This is a genomic window from Polymorphospora sp. A560, assembly GCF_045781765.1.
Classification (GTDB): Bacteria; Actinomycetota; Actinomycetes; order Mycobacteriales; family Micromonosporaceae; genus Polymorphospora; species Polymorphospora lycopeni.
The window spans coordinates 1,601,630-1,620,074 of record NZ_CP122282.1; the positions used below are offsets into that span (position 1 = coordinate 1,601,630).

The 18,445-nt window shown below is 72.2% G+C and carries 18 protein-coding genes and 1 pseudogene; 14 read left to right on the forward strand and 5 right to left on the reverse strand.

The genetic code is table 11. The features are described from left to right. Window positions 1–77 precede the first annotated feature (77 nt). The 3 genes from hrcA to QCD66_RS07385 all read left to right on the forward strand — a co-directional run bounded on the left by hrcA (window position 78) and on the right by QCD66_RS07385 (window position 3,100). Window positions 78–1,100 carry a heat-inducible transcriptional repressor HrcA gene (hrcA, locus tag QCD66_RS07375; RefSeq protein ID WP_357542680.1) on the forward strand — a complete coding sequence of 341 codons (1,023 nt, stop codon included), beginning with the start codon at window positions 78–80 and terminating at the stop codon, window positions 1,098–1,100. 94 nt (window positions 1,101–1,194) lie between these two features. Continuing rightward, window positions 1,195–2,328 (forward strand): molecular chaperone DnaJ, encoded by a 1,134-nt coding sequence (gene dnaJ, locus QCD66_RS07380; protein WP_364209886.1) that lies wholly within the window; start codon window positions 1,195–1,197, stop codon window positions 2,326–2,328. Between the two features lie 37 nt (window positions 2,329–2,365). Next, window positions 2,366–3,100 (forward strand): 16S rRNA (uracil(1498)-N(3))-methyltransferase, encoded by a 735-nt coding sequence (locus tag QCD66_RS07385; protein ID WP_375735618.1) that lies wholly within the window; start codon window positions 2,366–2,368, stop codon window positions 3,098–3,100. 91 nt (window positions 3,101–3,191) lie between these two features. Here the strand turns inward: QCD66_RS07385 and QCD66_RS07390 are convergent, their stop codons facing one another. Continuing rightward, a complete protein-coding gene (locus QCD66_RS07390; protein WP_375735619.1) occupies window positions 3,192–3,317 on the reverse strand; it encodes a hypothetical protein in 126 nt (41 codons plus the stop codon). A 136-nt stretch (window positions 3,318–3,453) separates the two neighbouring features. Between QCD66_RS07390 and QCD66_RS07395 the strand changes: the two genes are divergently transcribed. Continuing rightward, complete coding sequence (locus QCD66_RS07395) at window positions 3,454–5,154, forward strand: IS1634 family transposase (protein WP_407566753.1); 1,701 nt, start codon at window positions 3,454–3,456, stop codon at window positions 5,152–5,154. Between the two features lie 6 nt (window positions 5,155–5,160). On the opposite strand, the gene ppk2 is transcribed toward QCD66_RS07395, so the two are convergent. From ppk2 to QCD66_RS07415, 4 genes are all read right to left on the reverse strand, one after another. Next, on the reverse strand, window positions 5,161–6,099 hold the full coding sequence (gene ppk2 / locus QCD66_RS07400) for a polyphosphate kinase 2 (protein WP_407567052.1): 939 nt from the start codon (window positions 6,097–6,099) through the stop codon (window positions 5,161–5,163). Between the two features lie 120 nt (window positions 6,100–6,219). Next, window positions 6,220–8,031, reverse strand: a complete 1,812-nt coding sequence (locus QCD66_RS07405) for a substrate-binding domain-containing protein (protein WP_375734333.1) — start codon at window positions 8,029–8,031, stop codon at window positions 6,220–6,222. 296 nt (window positions 8,032–8,327) lie between these two features. After that, a complete protein-coding gene (locus QCD66_RS07410; RefSeq protein WP_364208994.1) occupies window positions 8,328–9,113 on the reverse strand; it encodes a serine protease in 786 nt (261 codons plus the stop codon). A 141-nt stretch (window positions 9,114–9,254) separates the two neighbouring features. After that, window positions 9,255–10,004: an SDR family NAD(P)-dependent oxidoreductase gene (locus tag QCD66_RS07415; RefSeq protein WP_375734332.1), complete on the reverse strand. Its 750-nt coding sequence runs from the start codon at window positions 10,002–10,004 to the stop codon at window positions 9,255–9,257. A gap of 67 nt (window positions 10,005–10,071) precedes the next feature. Between QCD66_RS07415 and QCD66_RS07420 the strand changes: the two genes are divergently transcribed. From QCD66_RS07420 to QCD66_RS07465, 10 genes and pseudogenes are all read left to right on the forward strand, one after another. Beyond that, a complete protein-coding gene (locus tag QCD66_RS07420; RefSeq protein WP_357542696.1) occupies window positions 10,072–10,422 on the forward strand; it encodes a histidine triad nucleotide-binding protein in 351 nt (116 codons plus the stop codon). Window positions 10,423–10,429: 7 nt separating this feature from the next. Then, window positions 10,430–11,824 carry a serine hydrolase domain-containing protein gene (locus tag QCD66_RS07425; RefSeq protein ID WP_364209000.1) on the forward strand — a complete coding sequence of 465 codons (1,395 nt, stop codon included), beginning with the start codon at window positions 10,430–10,432 and terminating at the stop codon, window positions 11,822–11,824. A gap of 249 nt (window positions 11,825–12,073) precedes the next feature. Further along, window positions 12,074–13,126: a PhoH family protein gene (locus tag QCD66_RS07430; protein WP_364209003.1), complete on the forward strand. Its 1,053-nt coding sequence runs from the start codon at window positions 12,074–12,076 to the stop codon at window positions 13,124–13,126. Between the two features lie 19 nt (window positions 13,127–13,145). Further along, window positions 13,146–13,613 carry an rRNA maturation RNase YbeY gene (gene ybeY / locus QCD66_RS07435; protein ID WP_357542702.1) on the forward strand — a complete coding sequence of 156 codons (468 nt, stop codon included), beginning with the start codon at window positions 13,146–13,148 and terminating at the stop codon, window positions 13,611–13,613. Continuing rightward, window positions 13,589–14,998 carry a hemolysin family protein gene (locus tag QCD66_RS07440; protein ID WP_375734338.1) on the forward strand — a complete coding sequence of 470 codons (1,410 nt, stop codon included), beginning with the start codon at window positions 13,589–13,591 and terminating at the stop codon, window positions 14,996–14,998. Before ybeY ends, QCD66_RS07440 begins: the two co-directional genes overlap by 25 nt. Continuing rightward, a complete protein-coding gene (locus QCD66_RS07445) occupies window positions 14,991–15,377 on the forward strand; it encodes a cytidine deaminase (protein ID WP_364209006.1) in 387 nt (128 codons plus the stop codon). Before QCD66_RS07440 ends, QCD66_RS07445 begins: the two co-directional genes overlap by 8 nt. Window positions 15,378–15,448: 71 nt before the next feature. Further along, entirely contained in the window at window positions 15,449–16,348 is a 900-nt protein-coding gene (gene era / locus QCD66_RS07450; protein ID WP_364209892.1) for a GTPase Era, read from the forward strand. A 5-nt stretch (window positions 16,349–16,353) separates the two neighbouring features. Further along, a pseudogene (locus tag QCD66_RS07455) lies at window positions 16,354–16,659 on the forward strand (NAD-dependent epimerase/dehydratase family protein); the annotation flags it as partial. Between the two features lie 52 nt (window positions 16,660–16,711). Next, the gene (locus QCD66_RS07460) at window positions 16,712–17,179 is read left to right on the forward strand and encodes a hypothetical protein (protein WP_375734339.1); all 468 of its coding nucleotides are present in this window, start codon (window positions 16,712–16,714) and stop codon (window positions 17,177–17,179) included. Window positions 17,180–17,287: 108 nt separating this feature from the next. After that, window positions 17,288–18,403 carry an acyltransferase gene (locus QCD66_RS07465; RefSeq protein ID WP_375734330.1) on the forward strand — a complete coding sequence of 372 codons (1,116 nt, stop codon included), beginning with the start codon at window positions 17,288–17,290 and terminating at the stop codon, window positions 18,401–18,403. Window positions 18,404–18,445: the final 42 nt, after the last annotated feature.

Consider the following 18,445-nt stretch of genomic DNA (forward strand, 5'->3'; position numbering starts at 1 on the left):
ATGTCATGCGTGCGGCACGGCCCGGCGGTCACCCGCCACGCACCGGGGCCGGCACGACCGGGGGCAGGGAGGTGGAGATGGGACTCGACGACCGCAAGCTCGACGTCCTGCGGGCGATTGTCGAGGACTACGTCGCCACGCAGGAGCCGGTCGGCAGCAAGGCGCTGGTCGAGCGGCACCAGCTCGGCGTCTCGCCGGCGACCGTACGCAACGACATGGCGGTGCTGGAGGAAGAGGGCTACATCCGCCAGCCGCACACCAGTGCCGGCCGGGTGCCGACCGACCGGGGCTACCGGCTCTTCGTCGACCGCCTCTCCCGTGTGAAGCCGCTGACCCCGGCCGAGCGGCGGGCCATCGAGCGGTTCCTGGTCGGCGCGGTCGACCTCGACGACGTCGTGCACCGGACCGTACGGCTGCTCGCCCAGCTCACCCGGCAGGTCGCCGTCGTGCAGTACCCGAGCCTGGCCCGTTCGTCGGTCCGCCACCTGGAGTTGGTGCCGATCTCGACCACCCGGCTGATGCTGGTCATGATCGCCGACACCGGCCGGGTCGAGCAGCGGCTGGTCGAGCTGCCCGGTCCGGTGGCCGCCGACGACGTCACCGACCTGCGCCGCCGGGTCAACGAGAAGCTCTGCGGTGAGAAACTCGCCGACACCCCGCCGCTGGTGCAGGCCCTGGTCGAAGAGGTGCCGCAGACCGTACGTCCGGCGATGACGACGCTGTCGACGGTGCTGCTGGAGACCCTCGTCGAGCGGCACGAGGAGCGCATCGCGCTCGCCGGCACCGCCAACCTGACGCGCGGCGGGCTGCTCGACTTCCAGGGGTCGCTGCGGCCGATCCTCGAGGCGCTTGAAGAGGAGGTCATCCTTCTCAAGCTCATCGGCGAGGTCGAGCCCAGCACCCTGCGGGTCCGGATCGGCGACGAGAACGAGATCGACAACCTGCGGGCCGCCTCCGTGGTCAGCACCGGCTACGGCCCGGGAGCCACCATCGTCGGTGGGCTGGGCGTGCTCGGGCCGACCCGGATGGACTACCCCGGCACCATCGCCACGGTGCGCGCCGTGGCACGCTACGTAGGCGACCTGTTGGCGCAGAACTGAGACCGACGCACGGCGGCGGCGCAGACTCGGGCGGCGCGGCAGCACCAGCGATCAGGCCGGCAAACGCGAGACCGATATGAGGACACCAGACGCAGTGGCCAAGGACTACTACGGGATTCTCGGCGTCAGCCGGGAAGCCTCTGACGACGAGATCAAGCGGGCCTACCGGAAACTGGCCCGCCAATACCATCCGGACGTCAACCCGGACCCCGAAGCGCACGAGAAGTTCAAGGACATCAACGCGGCGTACGAGGTCCTCTCCGACGACCGGAAGCGGCAGATCGTCGACCTCGGTGGCGACCCGCTCGCCCCGGGCGGAGGCGGGGCCGGCGGTGGCGCCGGGGCCGGCCCGTTCGTGGGCTTCCAGGACATCATGGACGCCTTCTTCGGCGCGGCCGGCGGCACCCGCGGCCCGCGGCCGCGCACCCGGCCGGGTGCCGACGCCATCCTGCGGCTCGAACTCGACCTGGTGGAGACCGCCTTCGGCGTCGAGGCGCCGATCACCGTCGACACCGCCGTGCTCTGCACCACGTGCAGCGGCGCCGGCACGGCCGCCGGCACCCACCTCGCCACCTGCGAGGCGTGCGGCGGCCGGGGCGAGGTGCAGTCGGTGCAGCGGACCTTCCTCGGCCAGGTCGTCTCGGCCCGGCCCTGCACGGCCTGCCAGGGCTACGGCACCGTCATCCCGCACCCGTGCGGCACGTGTGCCGGCGAGGGCCGGGTCCGCACCCGCCGGTCGCTCACCGTCAAGATCCCGGCGGGGGTCGAGGACGGCATGCGGATCCGGCTGGCCCAGCAGGGCGAGGTCGGCCCCGGTGGCGGCACGCCCGGCGACCTCTACGTCGAGATCCACGAGCGGGTCCACGACGTCTACTCCCGCAAGGGCGACGACCTGCACTGCCGGGTCACCGTCCCGATGACGGCGGCGGCGCTGGGCACCCGGCTGACCATCAAGACGCTGGACAGCGAGGAGCCGGTCGACGTCAAGGCCGGCACCCAGCCCGGTTCGACGATGCGGCTGCGGGCGCGGGGCGTACCGCACCTGCGGGGCACCGGCCGTGGCGATCTCTACGTGCATCTCGACGTACGGACCCCGACCAAGCTCGACGCCGAGCAGGAGCGGATGCTGCGCGACTTCGCCAAGACCCGGGGCGAGGAGGTGGCCGAACTCAGCAAGCAGGGCGGCTTCTTCTCCCGGATGCGCGACGCCTTCAACGGGCACGGCTGACGGTCGCCGGCCGGCCCGGTCCGGCTAGCCTGTCCCCGTGTCCGCGCCGCTGTTCCTCGTCGAGGCCCTGCCCACCACCGACCGGCACACCCTCGGCGGCCCCGAGGGGCATCACGCGGCGACCGTCCAGCGCCTGCGGGTCGGCGAGCCGCTGCTGCTCGCCGACGGCCGGGGCGGCACCGCGTCCGCCGAGGTCGTCGCCGTCGGCCGGGGCACCCTGGACGTGCGGGTCACCGACCGGCGCCACGTCGACCGTCCCGACCCCCGGCTCACCGTCGTGCAGGGCATCGCGAAGGGCGACCGGGGCGAACTCGCCGTACAGGCGATGACCGAGGTCGGCGTCGACACGATCGTGCCCTGGGCGGCGGCCCGCTCGGTGGTCCGGTGGCGCGACGGGCGTGGCGCCCGGGCCCGGGACCGCTGGGCCGTGACCGCCCGCGAGGCGGCCAAGCAGGCCCGCCGCCCGTGGTTGCCGGCGGTCGCCGGCGATCCCGACGAGTCCACCGCGGTGGTGGCCCGGCGGCTCGCGGCCGGCGCGGCGGCGTATGTGCTGCACGAGGAGGCCACCGAGCGCCTGTCGACCGTCGACCTGCCGGCGACGGGGGAGATCACGCTGGTGGTCGGCCCCGAAGGGGGTATCGACCGGGCCGAGGTCGACACGTTCACCGCCGCCGGGGCGGTGCCGGTACGCCTCGGCGAGGCGGTGCTGCGTACGTCGACGGCCGGTGTCGCCGCCCTCGCGGTCCTGGCCACCCGCCTCGGCCGCTGGTGACGCCGGCCTTTCGCGCGGTGGTGACGGCCGCGGCGCCCGGCGCTCCCGTGGCCGGCGGTGCCGGGATCAGAGCCGGGGAAAGATGCCGGGGTCAGAGCCGGGGAAACACGTGCACCGGCTGGTCGTCGGGGCGTAGGTCGAGCCCGGCCGGGCCGACGATCAGGGGGTCGGGGGTGCCGACCGCGTCGCCCGAGTTCCGCAGTTCGTAGGAACACAAGCATGATCGGGTCGGGGTCGATGCTGGTCACGGGCTCGCAGATGCCTCGGACTGGGCCGGCGGATCCGAAAGTGTAGTAACACGACCTGAGATTCACATCTTGTTCTGCCAGTGGTGATGTGGTTTCTTCGTAGTCATGTATCTGCGGTTCACCTCGCGGACCAACGCCGACGGCAGCGTGGTGCGCTACGTCGCGTTGGCACACAACCGGCGCGTGGACGGCAAGATCAAGCCTGATGTGCTTATGAATCTGGGCCGCGTCGACCGGGTCGACGTCGAAGGGCTGCGCCGGCTCGCCGCGTCGATCGACAAGCACTTCGGCGAAGACGGCGCGGGTGCGGAAGCGGGCCTGGCGGCCGGAGCGGGACCTCTCGACGTCGTCGACGCACGGTCGATCGGGTCGACATGGCTGCTCGACGGGTTGTGGCGGCGCCTCGACGTCGGCGCGGCGGTGCGGGCGGCTGCGGACGCGCGTAGGTTCACCACGAACATGGAACGGGTGCTGTTCGCGCTGGTCGCCAACCGAGCTGTGGCGCCGATGAGCAAGCTGTCGGCCGCCGAGTGGGCCGGGCAGGACACGGTCATCCCGGGCCTGACCGGTATGGACGACGACCACGCGTACCGGGCGATGGACCTGCTCATCGACGCCGATACCTGCGGCCGGGTGCAGGAGGCGGTGTTCTTCGCCGTGGCCAACCTGTTCAACCTTGAAGTCGACCTGTTGTTCTTCGACACCACCAGCACCTACTTCGAACGCGACACCGAAGACGACGGCGACGATGCGTTTCGCCGGTTCGGGCACTCCAAGGACCACCGCTCGGATCTGCCGCAGATCGTCATCGGCCTGGCCGTGACCAAGGAAGGCATCCCGGTGCGGTGCTGGTGCTGGCCCGGCAACAGCAATGACCAGGCCGTGCTGGCCGAGGTTCGCGACGACATGCGCGACTGGAAGCTCGGACGCGTGATCACCGTGGTCGACCGCGGGTTCTCCAGCGCGGACAACCTGGCCTACCTGCGCCGCGCCGGCGGGCACTACATCGCCGGGATGCGCATGCGTGACGGCAACCCCCTCGTCGAGCGGGTCCTGGCCCGCCAGGGCCGCTACCAGCAGGTCAAGGACAACCTGCGCGTCAAGGAAGTACGCATCGACGGATCCGACGTGCGGTTCGTCATCTGCCACAACCCCGACCAGGCGATGCGTGACAAGCAGCACCGCGACGACGCGATCGCCCGCGTCGAAGCCGAACTCGAACGCATCCGTGACCAGCGCGAACGCGACGCCAGACGACCCGTCGCAGACAAGGCCCGTAAGAAGAACGAGGCGGCGCACGCCCGCGCCGAGTGCGCCCTGCGCGACCACCCGACCCTGGGCCGGTGGCTCGTCCAGCAGCCCAACGGACGACTGAAGGTCAACAAGGCCAAGGTCAAGGCCGAGGAACGCCTCGATGGCAAGTACCTCATCGCCACCTCCGACCCGCACATCAGCGCCGAGGACGTCGCGCTGGGCTACAAGAACCTCCTCGAGGCCGAGCGCGGGTTCCGCGACCTGAAGTCGCAACTGCTGCTGCGGCCGGTGTTCCACCGCCTCGAGCACCGCATCCGCGCCCACGTCCTCATCTGCTGGCTGGCCCTGCTGCTGATCCGCGTCGCCGAACGCGCCACCGGCCAGACCTGGCGAAACATCAACCGGCAACTCGGACGAATCAGCCAGGTCACCCTCGCCGGGCCCGCCGGCACCGTCGTGCAGACCACCCCGCTGAGACCCGAACACAAGGCCATCTACCAGGCACTTTCCGTCCAGCCGCCGGCCCGGGTCACCGCCTTCGACCCCCAGTAGCCAAGATCAGATCCTGGCAAGAGGGCGTAGACACACGCCTCTTGTTCGACGCACGTCAATCTTCGCTGCTCCACATCCAGATTCCGATGATCGTTGAACTACAAACTGCGGAACCCGGGCGTCGGGGTCCTTGTCGGTGTAGTCGAACCGGGCCAGCACGTGCCGCATCGCCTCGAGCCGGGCGCGTTTCTTGTCGTTGCTCTTGACCACGGTCCACGGCGCGTCGGCGGTGTCGGTCCAGAAGAACATCGCCTCCTTCGCCTCGGTGTAGTCGTCCCACCTGTCCAGCGAGGCGAGGTCCATCGGCGACAGCTTCCACTGGCGGACCGGGTCGACCTGCCGGATCGCGAACCGGGTCCGCTGCTCGTTCTGCGACACCGAGAACCAGAACTTGACCAGCCGGAGGCCGGAGCGTACGAGCATCCGCTCGAACTCGGGCGCCTGCCGCAGGAACTCCAGGTATTCGCGGCGGGTGCAGAAGCCCATCACCCGCTCGACGCCGGCCCGGTTGTACCAGGAGCGGTCGAACAGCACGATCTCGCCGGCCGCCGGCAGGTGCCGGATCCAGCGTTGCAGGTACCACTGGCTGCTTTCCCGCTCGTTCGGCTTGTTGAGCGCGACGACCTGTGCCCCGCGGGGGTTGAGGTGTTCCATGAAGCGTTTGATCGTGCCGCCCTTGCCGGCCGCGTCCCGCCCCTCGAAGAGGATCACCAGTCGCTCGCCCGACTCCTTGATCCACTCCTGGAGTTTGAGCAGTTCGATCTGGAGCCGGCGTTTCGCCTGGTCGTACTCCTCCCGGCCGAGCCGGTGGTCGTACGGGTAGTCCTCGCGCCAGGTGTCGACCGGCCGCCCGTCGGCCCGGAGCAGGACCGGGTCGTCGTCGTGGTCCTCCTCGACCCGGTAGTCGGCCAGCACGTCGAGCAGTTCGCCCGTCTCGTCACCCATGGGCTACGGATACCCATTGGCGGGCCGCCCCATCCGTGCCACGGGGCGCCAGTCGGTGCCCGGCGGCCGGGCGGCCGCGACGGCACCGCCGCGGCCGCCGGACCCGACGGGGCCGGAGCATCAGAAGTTGCTCAGCACCGAGATGAACACCTTGTCGATGGTGTCCGGATCACGGGCGTCGTACGCGGCCGCGCGGGACGCCTTCGAGATCTTCTCCAGCACCCCGAGGTCGGACTTGTCGCCGAACGCGATCGAGAAGATCCGTACCGACTGTTCCCGGCCGGTCGCGTCGAGGTCGCGCAGCAACTGGTCGAGGTCGTTGTCGCGCGGGTATTCGTTGCGGCCGTCGGTGAGCACCACCACCGCGTTGATCCGGTCGGTGCTGAAGCGTTCCAGCATGTGGTCGTGCGCGTCCCGGATGGTGCTGTAGAGCCCGGTGCCGCCCTCCGGGCGCAGCGCGCCGATCGCGGAGGTCAGCTTCGCCTTGCTGTCGCCGATGCGGGACAACGGCACCCGTTCGGTGTAGGGCTTCGTCGCGCCGCGGGCCGGTGTCGAGAACGTCCAGAGGGCCACCTCGTCCTCCGGGTGCAGCAGGTCCAGCGCCTGGATCGCGGCCTGCTTGGCCGCCTCCATCTTGGTCTTGCCGGAACCGGTGTGCTCCTCCATCGAACCGGAGACGTCGAGGACCAGCATGACCTGGGCCTTCTTGCGCAGGGTGTCCCAGCCGTCGAGGATCTTCGCCAGGATCTCCGGCCCGGGGGAGCTGATCGTCGACGGGGCGGTGCCGGCGGGCGCGCCCACCGACCGGGCCCGGGCCTCGTCGAGGTGGCCGTCCTTGTCGCGGAAGCCCAGCTCGACGAAGCGGCGCTGCTGATTCTCGTGCTGCAGGTACGACAGGAAGTCGGCGGCCGCCGCCCGCTGGTCGTCGCTGGCCGACGGCAGCGTCACGTACGGGTGGTCGAGCATCAGCATGCCGTCGGCGGGGTGCACCGCGACCAGCGGCACCTGCGGCTTGCGCCCCTTGCCGAACAGTGCCCGGTCACCCAGCGGGTTGCCCTCGTTGTAGAGGTGGACCAGCTGCTCCTGGAGCACCACGGCGCTGACGTACGACATCGCCCGCCCCTGCGCGTCGACCTCGGCGAGGTTGGCGAGGAACTTCATCGACTCGTCGGCGTAGTGCAGCACGCCGCTCTCGACGCTGCGGACGAAGTCCATCACCTTCGGGTCGGTGATGTCGGCGGCGACCAGGTCGCTCGACCGCCCGGTGGCGGCGTAGTAGGTGGTGACGGTGGCGGCCAGGCCGGAGGTGGACAGGTGCGGGTTGTCCTTGCCGAAGGCGAACCGGCCCCACTCGGGGCGCCCCCGGGAACCCCATCCGTCGGGGTCGGAGGACAGGGCGAGCACGTCGGACCAGCCGATCTTCGCGTTGGGCCAGCCGAGCGCCTCGGCCATCGGCTTCGGCATCGCCAGCACCACCGGGCTCTGTGCCACCGGTGGCCGGTCGCCCTCGATGCGTACCGGGTTGTCGGTGGCCGCGCCACGCTGTTCGAGCAGGTCGAGCCAGAGCGACGAACTCGGGCTCCAGACCTGGGGGACCGGGGCGCCGTCGCGCTCCGGGACCCAGCCGCTCGCGATCGCGTCCATCGCCGCGCCCGACGTGGTCTTGTGGACGCTGACCACGGCGCACCGCCCGTCGAAGGTGCGGCCGGCCCGGTTGTAGCTGTCGGCCAGCTCGGCCATCAGGTCGCCCTTCTCCAGCGACGCGTTGACCTCGATCGGGACGCAGTCCCCGCGGGCCGCCCGGTCGCTGCCGGAGCCCTCCGTCCCGTCGGGGCGTAACACCAGGTAGGTGCCGACGACCGCGACCAGACCGACGACGACGGCGACGATCAGGGGAAGCCGGCGGTTGCCGCCGGCGGCGGGGTAGGTCATGGGGGGACCTCCAGATGGCGGGCGGCCGGTCCGGAGGTTCGTCGGGCACGGTGTCCGGGCGGCCGGTACGTGGTGCCGCCCGAGTTTATGCGGATCGTTCAAGGGGCCGGCGGTGCCGGGCATCGCCGGTCGACGATCCGTCGGGCCCGGAGGCCGGTGTGGACCGGGCGTGGCCGTCCCCGTCGGAGGGTCGGCGGTCCGGTGTCCACGCGCAGCGCCGCCCCGTCCGCGTTGGCGGGCGGGGCGGCGCCGGTGGGCGGCGACGCGGCCGGTCGTCGGCTGCGGGGGTCGACCGGCTATAGGCTGGCCGCCGCCGAGGCGATCTGCGCCGCGAAGGTGCTGACCTCGGTGTAGACGCCGGGGTAGTTCGGGCGGGCGCAGCCCCGGCCGTAGCTGACGATGCCGACCTGGATCCAGGCGCCGGCCGCGTCCGGGCGGAACATCGGGCCGCCGGAGTCGCCCTGGCAGGTGTCGATGCCGCCGCCGGTGTAGCCGGCGCAGATCTCCTCGGCCACGACCATGCTCGGGTACGACGTCCGGCAGGTGCTGTCCGGCACGAACGGCACCTGGGCCTTCAGCAGGTAGCGCTGCTGCGGGCCACCCTCGTAGGGCGCGCCCCAGCCGGCGACGGTGAAGGTGCCGTTGTTGTAGGCGGTGGTGGTCGCGATCGGCAGCGTCGCCAGGCCGGTGACCGGGCTCTGCAGCTTGATCAGCGCCCAGTCCTTGCCGACGCCGTTGTAGTTGGGGGCCCGGTAGACGTACGACGACCGCCGGGTGATCCGGCTGGTCGACTGGAGGTCGACGACGCCGAGGGTGGCGGTGATGCTGGTGTTGGCCCCGGTCCGTCCGACACAGTGGGCGGCGGTCAGGACGATCTGCGGGGTGTAGAGCGACCCGCCGCAGCCCATCGACAGCCGCACCATGAAGGGGAACTCGCCCTGGGCGGCGCGGGTGCCGCCGACGACGAGCGGGGTGACGTCACCGGCGGTGGCCGGTGCGGCGGAGGCGGGGACCGCGCCGGCGAAGGTGAACGCGGTCAGGGCGGCGGCGACGGCGCCGACGAGTCTGTGCCAACGAACCATGGAAGTCCTCCCGGCCATGGTGGCGGTGTGCCGGCGGCACCCCGCGGATCAGGTAACCGGGAGCCTACGAATACATATTGACGTTAAGCAATGTGTTGGTTCATCCCGGCTGACTCATAACGCCGGTGTGTCGTCACCGGCTCAGCTGCGTAGGTAGGACGCGCCGTTGAGGTCGACGATCGTGCCCGACGCCCACTCCGCGCCCGGGGAGGCCAGCCAGAACACCGCCTCGGCGATCTCCTCCGGCCGGGCCACCCGGCCGAACGGGCTCTGCGCGCGGATCTCGTCGCCGCGCGGCGGCTTCAGGTGCTCGTTGGTCATGTCGGTCGCCACGAACCCGGGCGCCACCGTGGCCACCGCGATGCCGTACGGGGCGAGGGCCACCGCGAGCGACTGGCCGAGCGCGTTCAGCCCCGCCTTGCTGGCGCCGTACGCCGGCTGCCCCGGCTCGCCGCGGAACGCCCCGCGCGAGGAGACGTTGACGATCCGCCCGCCGCGTTCGCGCATGTGCCGGGCCGCGCACCAGATCGCGTTGGCGGCGCCGACCAGGTTGGTGTCCAGGGTCCGCCGCCACTCGTGCTGCCACTGCTCGTAGCTGGTGTCGAAGATGCCGTGTGGGGTGTAGACACCGGCGTTGTTGACCAGCACGTCGAGCCCGCCGAGCTGTTCCGCCGCGCCGTCGACGGCGGCGCGCACCTGCTCGGGGTCGGCCAGGTCGGCGCGTACGACGATGTGGCCGGCGCCGGGCAGCGACGCGACCAGTTCCCCGGCGAGGTCCGCGGAATCGCGGTGGTGCACGGCGACCCGGTCGCCGTGCTGCGCGAACAGCGTCGCGACCGCCCGTCCGATGCCCCTGGAAGCCCCGGTGACCAGCACCGCCCGTCCCGTCATGCCGAGCATCATGCCGTACGCCGTGCCGCGGCGGCGGGGGCGGCCCGGCGCGCCTACCATGCGGAACGTGAACAACGACTGCCTCTTCTGCCGCATCGTCGCCGGCGACATCCCCGCCACCGTCGTCCGCGAGACCGAACACACCCTCGCCTTCCGCGACATCAACCCGCAGGCGCCGGTACACGTGCTGGTGATCCCCAAGGAGCACTACAGCGACGTGGTCGCCCTCGCCGAGGGCGACCCCACCCTCGCCGCCGAGGTGCTGGCCACGGCCGCCGTCGTGGCCGAGACCGAGGGCCTGCTCACCGGCGGGTTCCGCACCATCTTCAACACCGGCGGGTACGGCGGCCAGGAGGTCTTCCACGTTCACGCGCACCTGCTCGGCGGCACACCGCTGGGCCCGATGGTGGCCCGGTAGGCGCGCGGTGGCGGGCGTGAACCAGCGGCTGGAACGGCTGGTCCGGCGTACCCAGGCGCAGGCGCGGGTGCCGGCGCTCTCGGTGGCGCTGCACCGTGCCGACCGTCCGTTGTGGACCTGCACGGTCGGCGGCACGGGCAACGAGAACCCGCTCGGCCCGGACACCGTCTTCCGGATCGGCTCGGTCACCAAGACGCTGACGGCGGTCCTGGTCATGCAGTGCCGCGACGACGGGCTGCTCGACCTCGACGACCCGATCGGCCGGCACCTCGACGTGCCCGCGCACGGCACGGCGACCGTACGCCGGCTGCTTTCGCACACCGCCGGCCTGCAACGCGAGCCGTACGGCGACATCTGGGACACGCTGCGCTCGCCCGACGTACCCGAGCTGCTGGCCGACCTGGCGCGGATCGACCGGGCGCTGCCCCCGGCCCGCCGTTTCCACTACTCCAACCTCGGCCTGGCGCTGCTCGGGCACGCCGTCGCCCGGCTGCGTGGCGGCACCTGGGCCGAGGTGCTCGCCGACCGGGTGCTGCGGCCGCTGGAGCTGTCGTCGACCACGGTGTATCCCGGCCCGGGGGCGGCGACCGGGTTCCTGGTCGACGCCTATTCCGACCACGCCCGACCGGAACCGCGCCTCGACCTCGGCGCGCTCGGCCCGGCCGCGCAGTTGTGGAGCACCGCGACGGACATGGCCCGCTGGGCGGCGTTCCTCGCCGACCCGGCCGTGGTCGACCCGTCCGGTGCGGTGCTGGCCCCGGCCACCCTCGACGAGATGCGCTGGCCGCTGACCACCACCGACGAGGCGTCCTGGCAGGCCGGCTTCGGGCTCGGGCTGATCCTGCTTCCGCAGCGGCCGGCGGAGCCGGTGCCCGGCGAGCGGATCGTGCACGTCGGGCACGACGGGGCGATGCCCGGCTTCCTGTCGTCGGTCTACGGGCGGCGGGGCGGCGGCGCGACGCCGAAGGCGATGGGCTGCGCGGTGCTCGCTTCCTCGGGCACCGCCGACGAGATCAACGAACTGTCGCACCGGCTGCTGGCCGCGGCGGTCGAGGACGACCCCGCCGAGGTGACCGCCTGGGTGCCGGGGGAGGCGCCGCCACCGGCCTACCGGTCGGTGCTGGGGCCCTGGTGGGGCGAGGGGTTCCCGTTCGTGTTCTTCTGGCGCGACGGCGCGCTGCGGGCCCGGGCCGCCGACGCGCCGGCCGGTGCGCCGCCGGCGGTGTTCGCGCCGCTGCCGGACCGGCCGGACGTGCTGCGTACGGTGTCCGGGCGGGAGACCGGTGAGCTGTTGCGGCTGACCCGGGACGGGGCCGGGCGGGTGGTCCGGATGCACTGGGCGACCTACCGGTTCACCCGGACGCAGGAGACGTTCGACGGGGTCACGACGTACGAGCTCTGAGTGTTTCGTACTGTTTCGTCCGGTGCTGGTGGGTGACCGCCCACCACCACCGGCGGGTCGGCGGTACGGGCGAAAATGGCCCGGGTCATCCCGCCGCGGAACCGATACGATGGCAGGACGGTTCGTAAACACCGCAGGTGCGGTGCGGTAAGAACCAGTGCGCCGCCCATGCGGCGTGAGGAACGACAGTGCGCCGCCCGCGCGGCGCCGAGACCGAGAGCAGGTGGCGCAGGGCCCGCGGCCCGACCTATGTCCGGCACCCCATCTCCCGGGCCGGCCCGGGTGCAGACCAGGATCACGGTTCCTGACTCGCAGATTATGGTCAACCTGCTGGGTGCAGGTGACGAGATCCTGCGCCTCATCGAACGGTCCGTCGCGAGCGACGTCCACGTGCGCGGCAACGAGATCACCATCACCGGCGCCGTCGCGGACAACGCGGTCGCCGAGCGGCTCTTCGCCGAGCTGCTCGAGCTGATCCAGAAGGGCGAGACACTGACCACCGACGCCGTCCGCCGCACCGTGGGCATGCTCGAGCAGGGTGGTGAGGAGCGTCCCGCCGACGTCCTCACGCTCAACATCCTCTCCCGGCGCGGGCGCACCATCCGCCCCAAGACGCTCGGCCAGAAGCGCTACGTCGACTCGATCGACGGGCACACCATCGTCTTCGGCATCGGGCCCGCCGGCACCGGCAAGACCTACCTGGCGATGGCCAAGGCGGTCCAGGCGTTGCAGGCCAAGCAGGTCAACCGGATCATCCTGACCCGGCCGGCGGTCGAGGCCGGTGAGCGGCTGGGCTTCCTGCCCGGCACCCTCTTCGAGAAGATCGACCCCTACCTGCGTCCGCTCTACGACGCGCTGCACGACATGCTCGACCCCGACTCGATCCCGAAGCTGATGGCGGCGGGCACGATCGAGGTCGCCCCGCTGGCCTACATGCGCGGCCGCACCCTCAACGACGCGTTCATCATCCTCGACGAGGCGCAGAACACCACGCCCGAGCAGATGAAGATGTTCCTCACCCGGCTCGGGTTCGGCTCGAAGATCGTCGTCACCGGCGACATCACCCAGGTCGACCTGCCCGGCGGCACGACCAGCGGCCTGCGGGTCGTGCGGGACATCCTCCAGGGCGTCGATGACGTGCACTTCGCCCAGCTCAGCAGCGGCGACGTGGTGCGGCACCGGCTGGTCAGCGACATCGTCGACGCGTACGCCCGCTACGACGCCGACCGCGAGGCCCAGCAGCAGGGCCAGGGTGTCCACGCCGTACCCGGCCGCGCCGCGCGCGCCGGCCGGCGCCGCTAGCCGTCAACCAGGGGAAACAGTGTCCATCGAAATAGCCAACGAGTCCGGTGTCGGGGTCGACACCGACGCCGTGCTCGCCGTCGCCCGCCACGCCCTCGAGGAGATGGGGGTCAACCCGCTCGCCGAACTCTCGGTCCTGCTCGTCGACATCGACTACATGACCGAGCTCAACCACCGTTGGATGGACGGCGACGGACCCACCGACGTGCTCGCGTTCCCCATGGACGAGGGCAGCGTCGACCACGGCCCGGGCGAGGTCGCCGGCGGTGAGCCGGCGCTGCTCGGCGACATCGTGCTCTGCCCGGAGGTGGCGGCGAAGCAGGCCGTCACCGCCGGCCACTCCGCCGCCGACGAGCTGCACCTGCTCACCGTGCACGGCGTCCTGCACCTGCTCGGCTACGACCACGCCGAGCCGGAGGAGGAGCGGGAGATGTTCGAGTTGCAGGCCCGCCTCCTGTCGAGCTGGCGGGCGACCCGGGCCCAGTGATGCCGCCCCTCCTAGCCGCCACCGGCTCCGCGGCCAACCTCCCCGACCTGCAACTGCTGGTCTTCGCCGCGGGGCTGGTCGTCCTGGCCGGGCTGTTCGCGATGACCGAGGCCGCGCTGGCCGCGATCTCGCCGGCCCGGGCGGCCGAGCTGGCCCGGGAGGGGGTACGCGGCGCGCAGACGCTGCACGTCGTCGCCACCGGCGTCGTACGGCACCTCAACCTGTTGCTGCTGCTGCGGCTGCTGTGCGAGCTGACCGCGACCACCCTGGTCGCCCTGGTCGCCGTCGACACGTTCGGTGCAGGCTGGACCGCCGCGCTGGTCACCGCCGGCGCGATGACCGTGGTGAGCTTCGTCGTCGTCGGGGTCGGACCGCGCACCCTGGGCCGCCAGCACGCGTACGCCGTCGGTCGGGCCACCGCCCCGCTGGTGCGCTGGCTCGGCCGGGCACTCAACCCGCTCGCGTCGCTGCTGATCGTCATCGGCAACGCCGTCACCCCGGGCCGCGGCTTCCGTGACGGCCCGTTCGCCACCCAGGTCGAGCTGCGTGAACTGCTCGACCTGGCGGAGCAGCGCGGCGTCGTCGAGCACGGCGAACGGCAGATGATCCGGTCGGTGATCGCGCTCGGCGACACCATCGCCCGCGAGGTCATGGTGCCCCGCACCGAGATGGTCTGGATCGAGTCGACCAAGACCTCCCGCCAGGCGCTGATGCTGTTCCTGCGCTCCGGCTTCTCCCGGATCCCGGTGATCGGCGAGAGCGTCGACGACGTGCTCGGCCTGCTCTACCTCAAGGACGTGGTGCGGGCCCAGGGTGGCGGCGACCCGCGCAGCCAGCAGGTGCCGGTCGCCGAGCTGATGCGTCCGGCGACCTTCGTGCCCGAGTCGAAGCCGGTCGACGACCTGCTCTCGGAGATGCAGGCGGCCCGTAACCACCTGGTGATCGTCGTGGACGAGTACGGCGGCACCGGCGGCCTGGTCACCATCGAGGACATCCTCGAGGAGATCGTCGGCGAGATCACCGACGAGTACGACGTCGAACGCCCGCCGGTCGAGCGCCTGGACGGCGGCTCCGTACGGGTCACCGCCCGGCTGCCGGTCGAGGACCTCGGGGAGCTGTTCGGCGTCGACCTGCCCGCCGACGAGGTCGAGACGGTCGGTGGCCTGCTCGCCCAGGCGCTCGGCCGGGTGCCGATCCCCGGAGCGCGGGCGCGGATCGGCGGGCTGGTGCTGGTCGCCGAGGGCACCACCGGCCGCCGCAACCGCATCGAGACGCTGCTCGTCTCGCCCGACGAGGCCGAATCGCGACCCGCCGAGGGCGGCGCGACCCCGAAGTCGCGTGGATCCCACGACACACCCCAGGAGAGGCAACCCGCAGATGCCTGAGTCACCCACCGCCGCCGCCATTCCCGGCGGTCAGAGCGGCGCCGTCGAGCTGGGCGCCGAGGACGCCAAGCTGGTCACCCTCGCCCGTAGCGCGCGGGCCCGGACCGGCGGGCTCGAAGGCGCCGCGGTACGCGACCAGGACGGCCGGACGTACGCGGCCACCAACGTCTCGCTGCCCTCGCTGACGCTGACCGCTCTCCAACTGGCCGTCGCGTCCGCCGCCTCGGCCGGCGCCAGCCGGCTGGAGGCCGCCGCCGTGGTGACCGAGGCCTCCACCCTGGACGGTTCCGGGCACGCGGCAGTGCGTGACCTGGCCACCGACGCCCCGATCCACGTCGCCGCACCGGACGGCACACTGCTCGGCACGGTGGTCGAGTGAGCGGTCGTACCAGCGGTCCGGCCCGGCCCGCCGACCGGGGCGGCCAGGCCGGCCGGGGCCGGTCCGGCGAGATCCGGGGCCGGCGTCCCGAGGACACCTACCGGGCCGGGTTCGCCTGCTTCGTCGGGCGCCCCAACGCCGGCAAGTCCACCCTGACGAACGCGATCATCGGCCAGAAGATCGCCATCACCTCCAGCAAGCCGCAGACCACCCGGCACGTCATCCGGGGCGTGCTGCACCGGCCCGACGCGCAGCTCGTCCTCGTCGACACCCCCGGCCTGCACCGGCCGCGCACCCTGCTCGGCGAGCGGCTCAACGACCTGGTCCGGCAGACCTGGAGCGAGGTCGACGTGATCGGCCTCTGCGTGCCGGCCGACGAGCCGGTGGGCCGGGGCGACCGGTTCATCACCGGCGAGATCGCCGAGCTCAAGGCGACCGTGATCGCCGTGGTCACCAAGACCGACCTGGTCGACCGCAAGCGGCTCGCCGAGCAGCTGGTCGCGGTCAGCGAGATGGGCGACTTCGCCGAGGTGGTGCCGGTCAGCGCCGTCTCCGGCCACCAGGTCGACACGCTGGTCGACGTGATGACCAACTACCTGCCGCCGTCGCCGCAGCTCTATCCCGACGACATGCTCACCGACGAGCCGGAGCAGGTGCTGATCGCGGAGCTGGTCCGCGAGGCCGCGCTGGAGGGCGTACGCGACGAACTGCCGCACTCGATCGCCGTCGTCGTCGAGGAGATGATCGAAGAGGGCCCGGTCCTCAAGATCTACGCCGACGTCTACGTCGAGCGGCCCAGCCAGAAGGCGATCGTGATCGGGGCCCGGGCCAGCCGGCTCAAGGACGTCGGCACCCGGGCGCGGGCCGAGATCGAGGCGCTGCTCGACCGCCGGGTCTACCTCGACCTGCACGTCCGGGTCGCCAAGGACTGGCAGCGCGACCCGAAGCAGTTGCGCCGGCTGGGGTTCTGAGGCTGGTGCGGCGGATCCTCGTCACCGGCGCGGGCGGCCGGATCGGCAACTACCTGCGCGAGCGGCTGCCCCGCCCGGATCGGGCACTGCGCCTGCTCGACGTCGGTCCGCAGACCCCGCCGGCCCCCGGTGAGCCGGTCGAGGTGCTGCGCGCCGACCTGACCGACGCAGGCGCGGTCGCCGCCGCGTGCGCCGGGGTCGACGCGGTCGTACATCTCGCCGCGCTGCGCGGCGAGGACACCTGGGAGAACATCCTGCGGGTCAACGTCGACGGGACCCGTACCCTGCTGGAGGCCGCCCGGGTCGCCGGGGTGCCGCGGGTCGTGCTGGCCTCGTCGATCCACGCCGCGGGGTTCTACCGCCGTGCCCGAGCCGTCCGGGGTGCCGGCTCCGGCCGGGCCGGACGGCGTCCCGTCGGGGTCGGTGCCGCGCCCGGACAGCTACTACGGCTGGAGCAAGGCGGCCGCCGAGTCGCTGGGCAGCCTCTACGCCGACCGGTTCGGGATGACCGTATTCGCGCTGCGGATCGGCGCCTGCACCGCGACGCCGGCGGCCTGGAACCGCGACGCGTGGCTGTCGCCCGACGACTGCGCCCGGCTCGTCGACGCCTGCCTGACCACCGACGCCACCGGCTTCCGGGTGCTGTGGGGGGTCAGCCGCAACCGGGACCGCTGGTGGTCGCTCGCCGAGGGCGCCGAGATCGGATACGACCCGGTCGACGACGCGGAGGCGCACACCGCCGGTATGACGCCGATGGACGACGCGCACGCGCCGACCGTCGGCCTGCTCGGCGGCACCTTCTGCACGCTGCCGCTCGGCAAGCCACGCTGACCGGGCGGACCCGGTCAAACCGGGCTCAACGTGCATCGGTAGGGTTGGATGGGTTCCGGGGTGGGTAGGTAGCCCACCGCCCCGCCGCCCACGCCGAGATTCGAGCTGATGCGAAACCGGTACCTCGACTTCCTGCGTTTCCTGGCCATCGTCCGCGTCGTCGTCTACCACAGCACGGGGTGGGCGTTCCTCACCGTGGTCTTTCCCGCGATGTCGGTGATGTTCGCGCTCGCCGGCTCGCTGATGGCCGCCTCGCTCGACCGCTCGGGTACGGCCGCCGTCGGCCGCCGGCTGCGCCGGCTGCTGCCGTCCCTGTGGCTGCTCGCCGCCCTCTTCGTGCCGGCGATGCTGCTGACCGGGCTGGCGGTCGACTGGCGGCTGATCCTGTGGGCCGCGCCGCTGTCCGACCCGCCGAGCAACGGATGGGGAGCCCAGGCGCTCAGCGCCGTCTGGTACCTGCGCGACCTGCTCTGGTTCGTCATCGTCTCGCCGCTGGCGCTGCGGCTCTTCCGCCGCTTCCCGCTGCCCACCCTGCTCGCGCCGTACGTCCTGCTCGTCGTCGACACGTTCGGGCTGCTGCCGCCGGACAACCTGGTGCTGCGGGACTTCGGGCTCTACTTCGGGGCGTGGCTGCTCGGGTTCGCCCACCACGACGGCCTGCTGCGCCGACTGTCCCGCCGGCTGCTCGTCGGGCTGTCGACCGTACTCGTCTCGACCGGTCTGGTCTGGGCCCTGACGCACCCGGGGCCGCGCGGCATCGACCTCAACGACATCCGGCTCGCCAACGGGCTCGTCTCGGCCGGGGTCATCCTCGTGGTGCTCGGCCTGGCGCCCGCCGCGGCGGCCTGGGTCGACCGGTTCACGCCGGTGAGCCGGGCGGTGACCGTGCTCAACCGCCGGGCGCTGACCATCTACCTGTGGCACCTGCCGGTGATCATCGGCCTCAACGGGGTCGCCGCCGTCACCGGCTGGCAGATCCTGCGCTCCGGCGGCGGGGCCGGGGGAGTGGCGTTCCGCATCGCCCTGGTCGCCGCCCTGACGGCGGTCGCCGTGGCGCTCTTCGGCTGGGTGGAGGACATCGCCGCCCGGCGCCGGCCGGTGCTGCTGCCGGACGGGCGCCCACCCGCCGAGCCGCGACCGGCGGCGGACGTCGGCCCGGTCGCCGACGTCGTCGCGGGGGCCACCACGCGTGGCGTCACCGAATCCATCGCGACCCGCCGGTGAGAAGGGCGGGGGTGACCGTGCCCGGCACGGCCGCCCCCGCCG

Bases quoted from the DNA above. Each gene is read 5' to 3' on its own strand.
- hrcA (WP_357542680.1), top strand. From the start codon at position 78: ATGGGACTCGACGACCGCAAGCTCGACGTCCTGCGGGCGATTGTCGAG.
- QCD66_RS07395 (WP_407566753.1), top strand. From the start codon at position 3,454: ATGTATCTGCGGTTCACCTCGCGGACCAACGCCGACGGCAGCGTGGTG.
- ppk2 (WP_407567052.1), bottom strand. From the start codon at position 6,099: ATGGGTGACGAGACGGGCGAACTGCTCGACGTGCTGGCCGACTACCGG.
- QCD66_RS07405 (WP_375734333.1), bottom strand. From the start codon at position 8,031: ATGACCTACCCCGCCGCCGGCGGCAACCGCCGGCTTCCCCTGATCGTC.
- QCD66_RS07410 (WP_364208994.1), bottom strand. From the start codon at position 9,113: ATGGTTCGTTGGCACAGACTCGTCGGCGCCGTCGCCGCCGCCCTGACC.
- QCD66_RS07415 (WP_375734332.1), bottom strand. From the start codon at position 10,004: ATGACGGGACGGGCGGTGCTGGTCACCGGGGCTTCCAGGGGCATCGGA.
- QCD66_RS07430 (WP_364209003.1), top strand. From the start codon at position 12,074: ATGTCCGGCACCCCATCTCCCGGGCCGGCCCGGGTGCAGACCAGGATC.
- QCD66_RS07445 (WP_364209006.1), top strand. From the start codon at position 14,991: ATGCCTGAGTCACCCACCGCCGCCGCCATTCCCGGCGGTCAGAGCGGC.
- QCD66_RS07465 (WP_375734330.1), top strand. From the start codon at position 17,288: ATGCGAAACCGGTACCTCGACTTCCTGCGTTTCCTGGCCATCGTCCGC.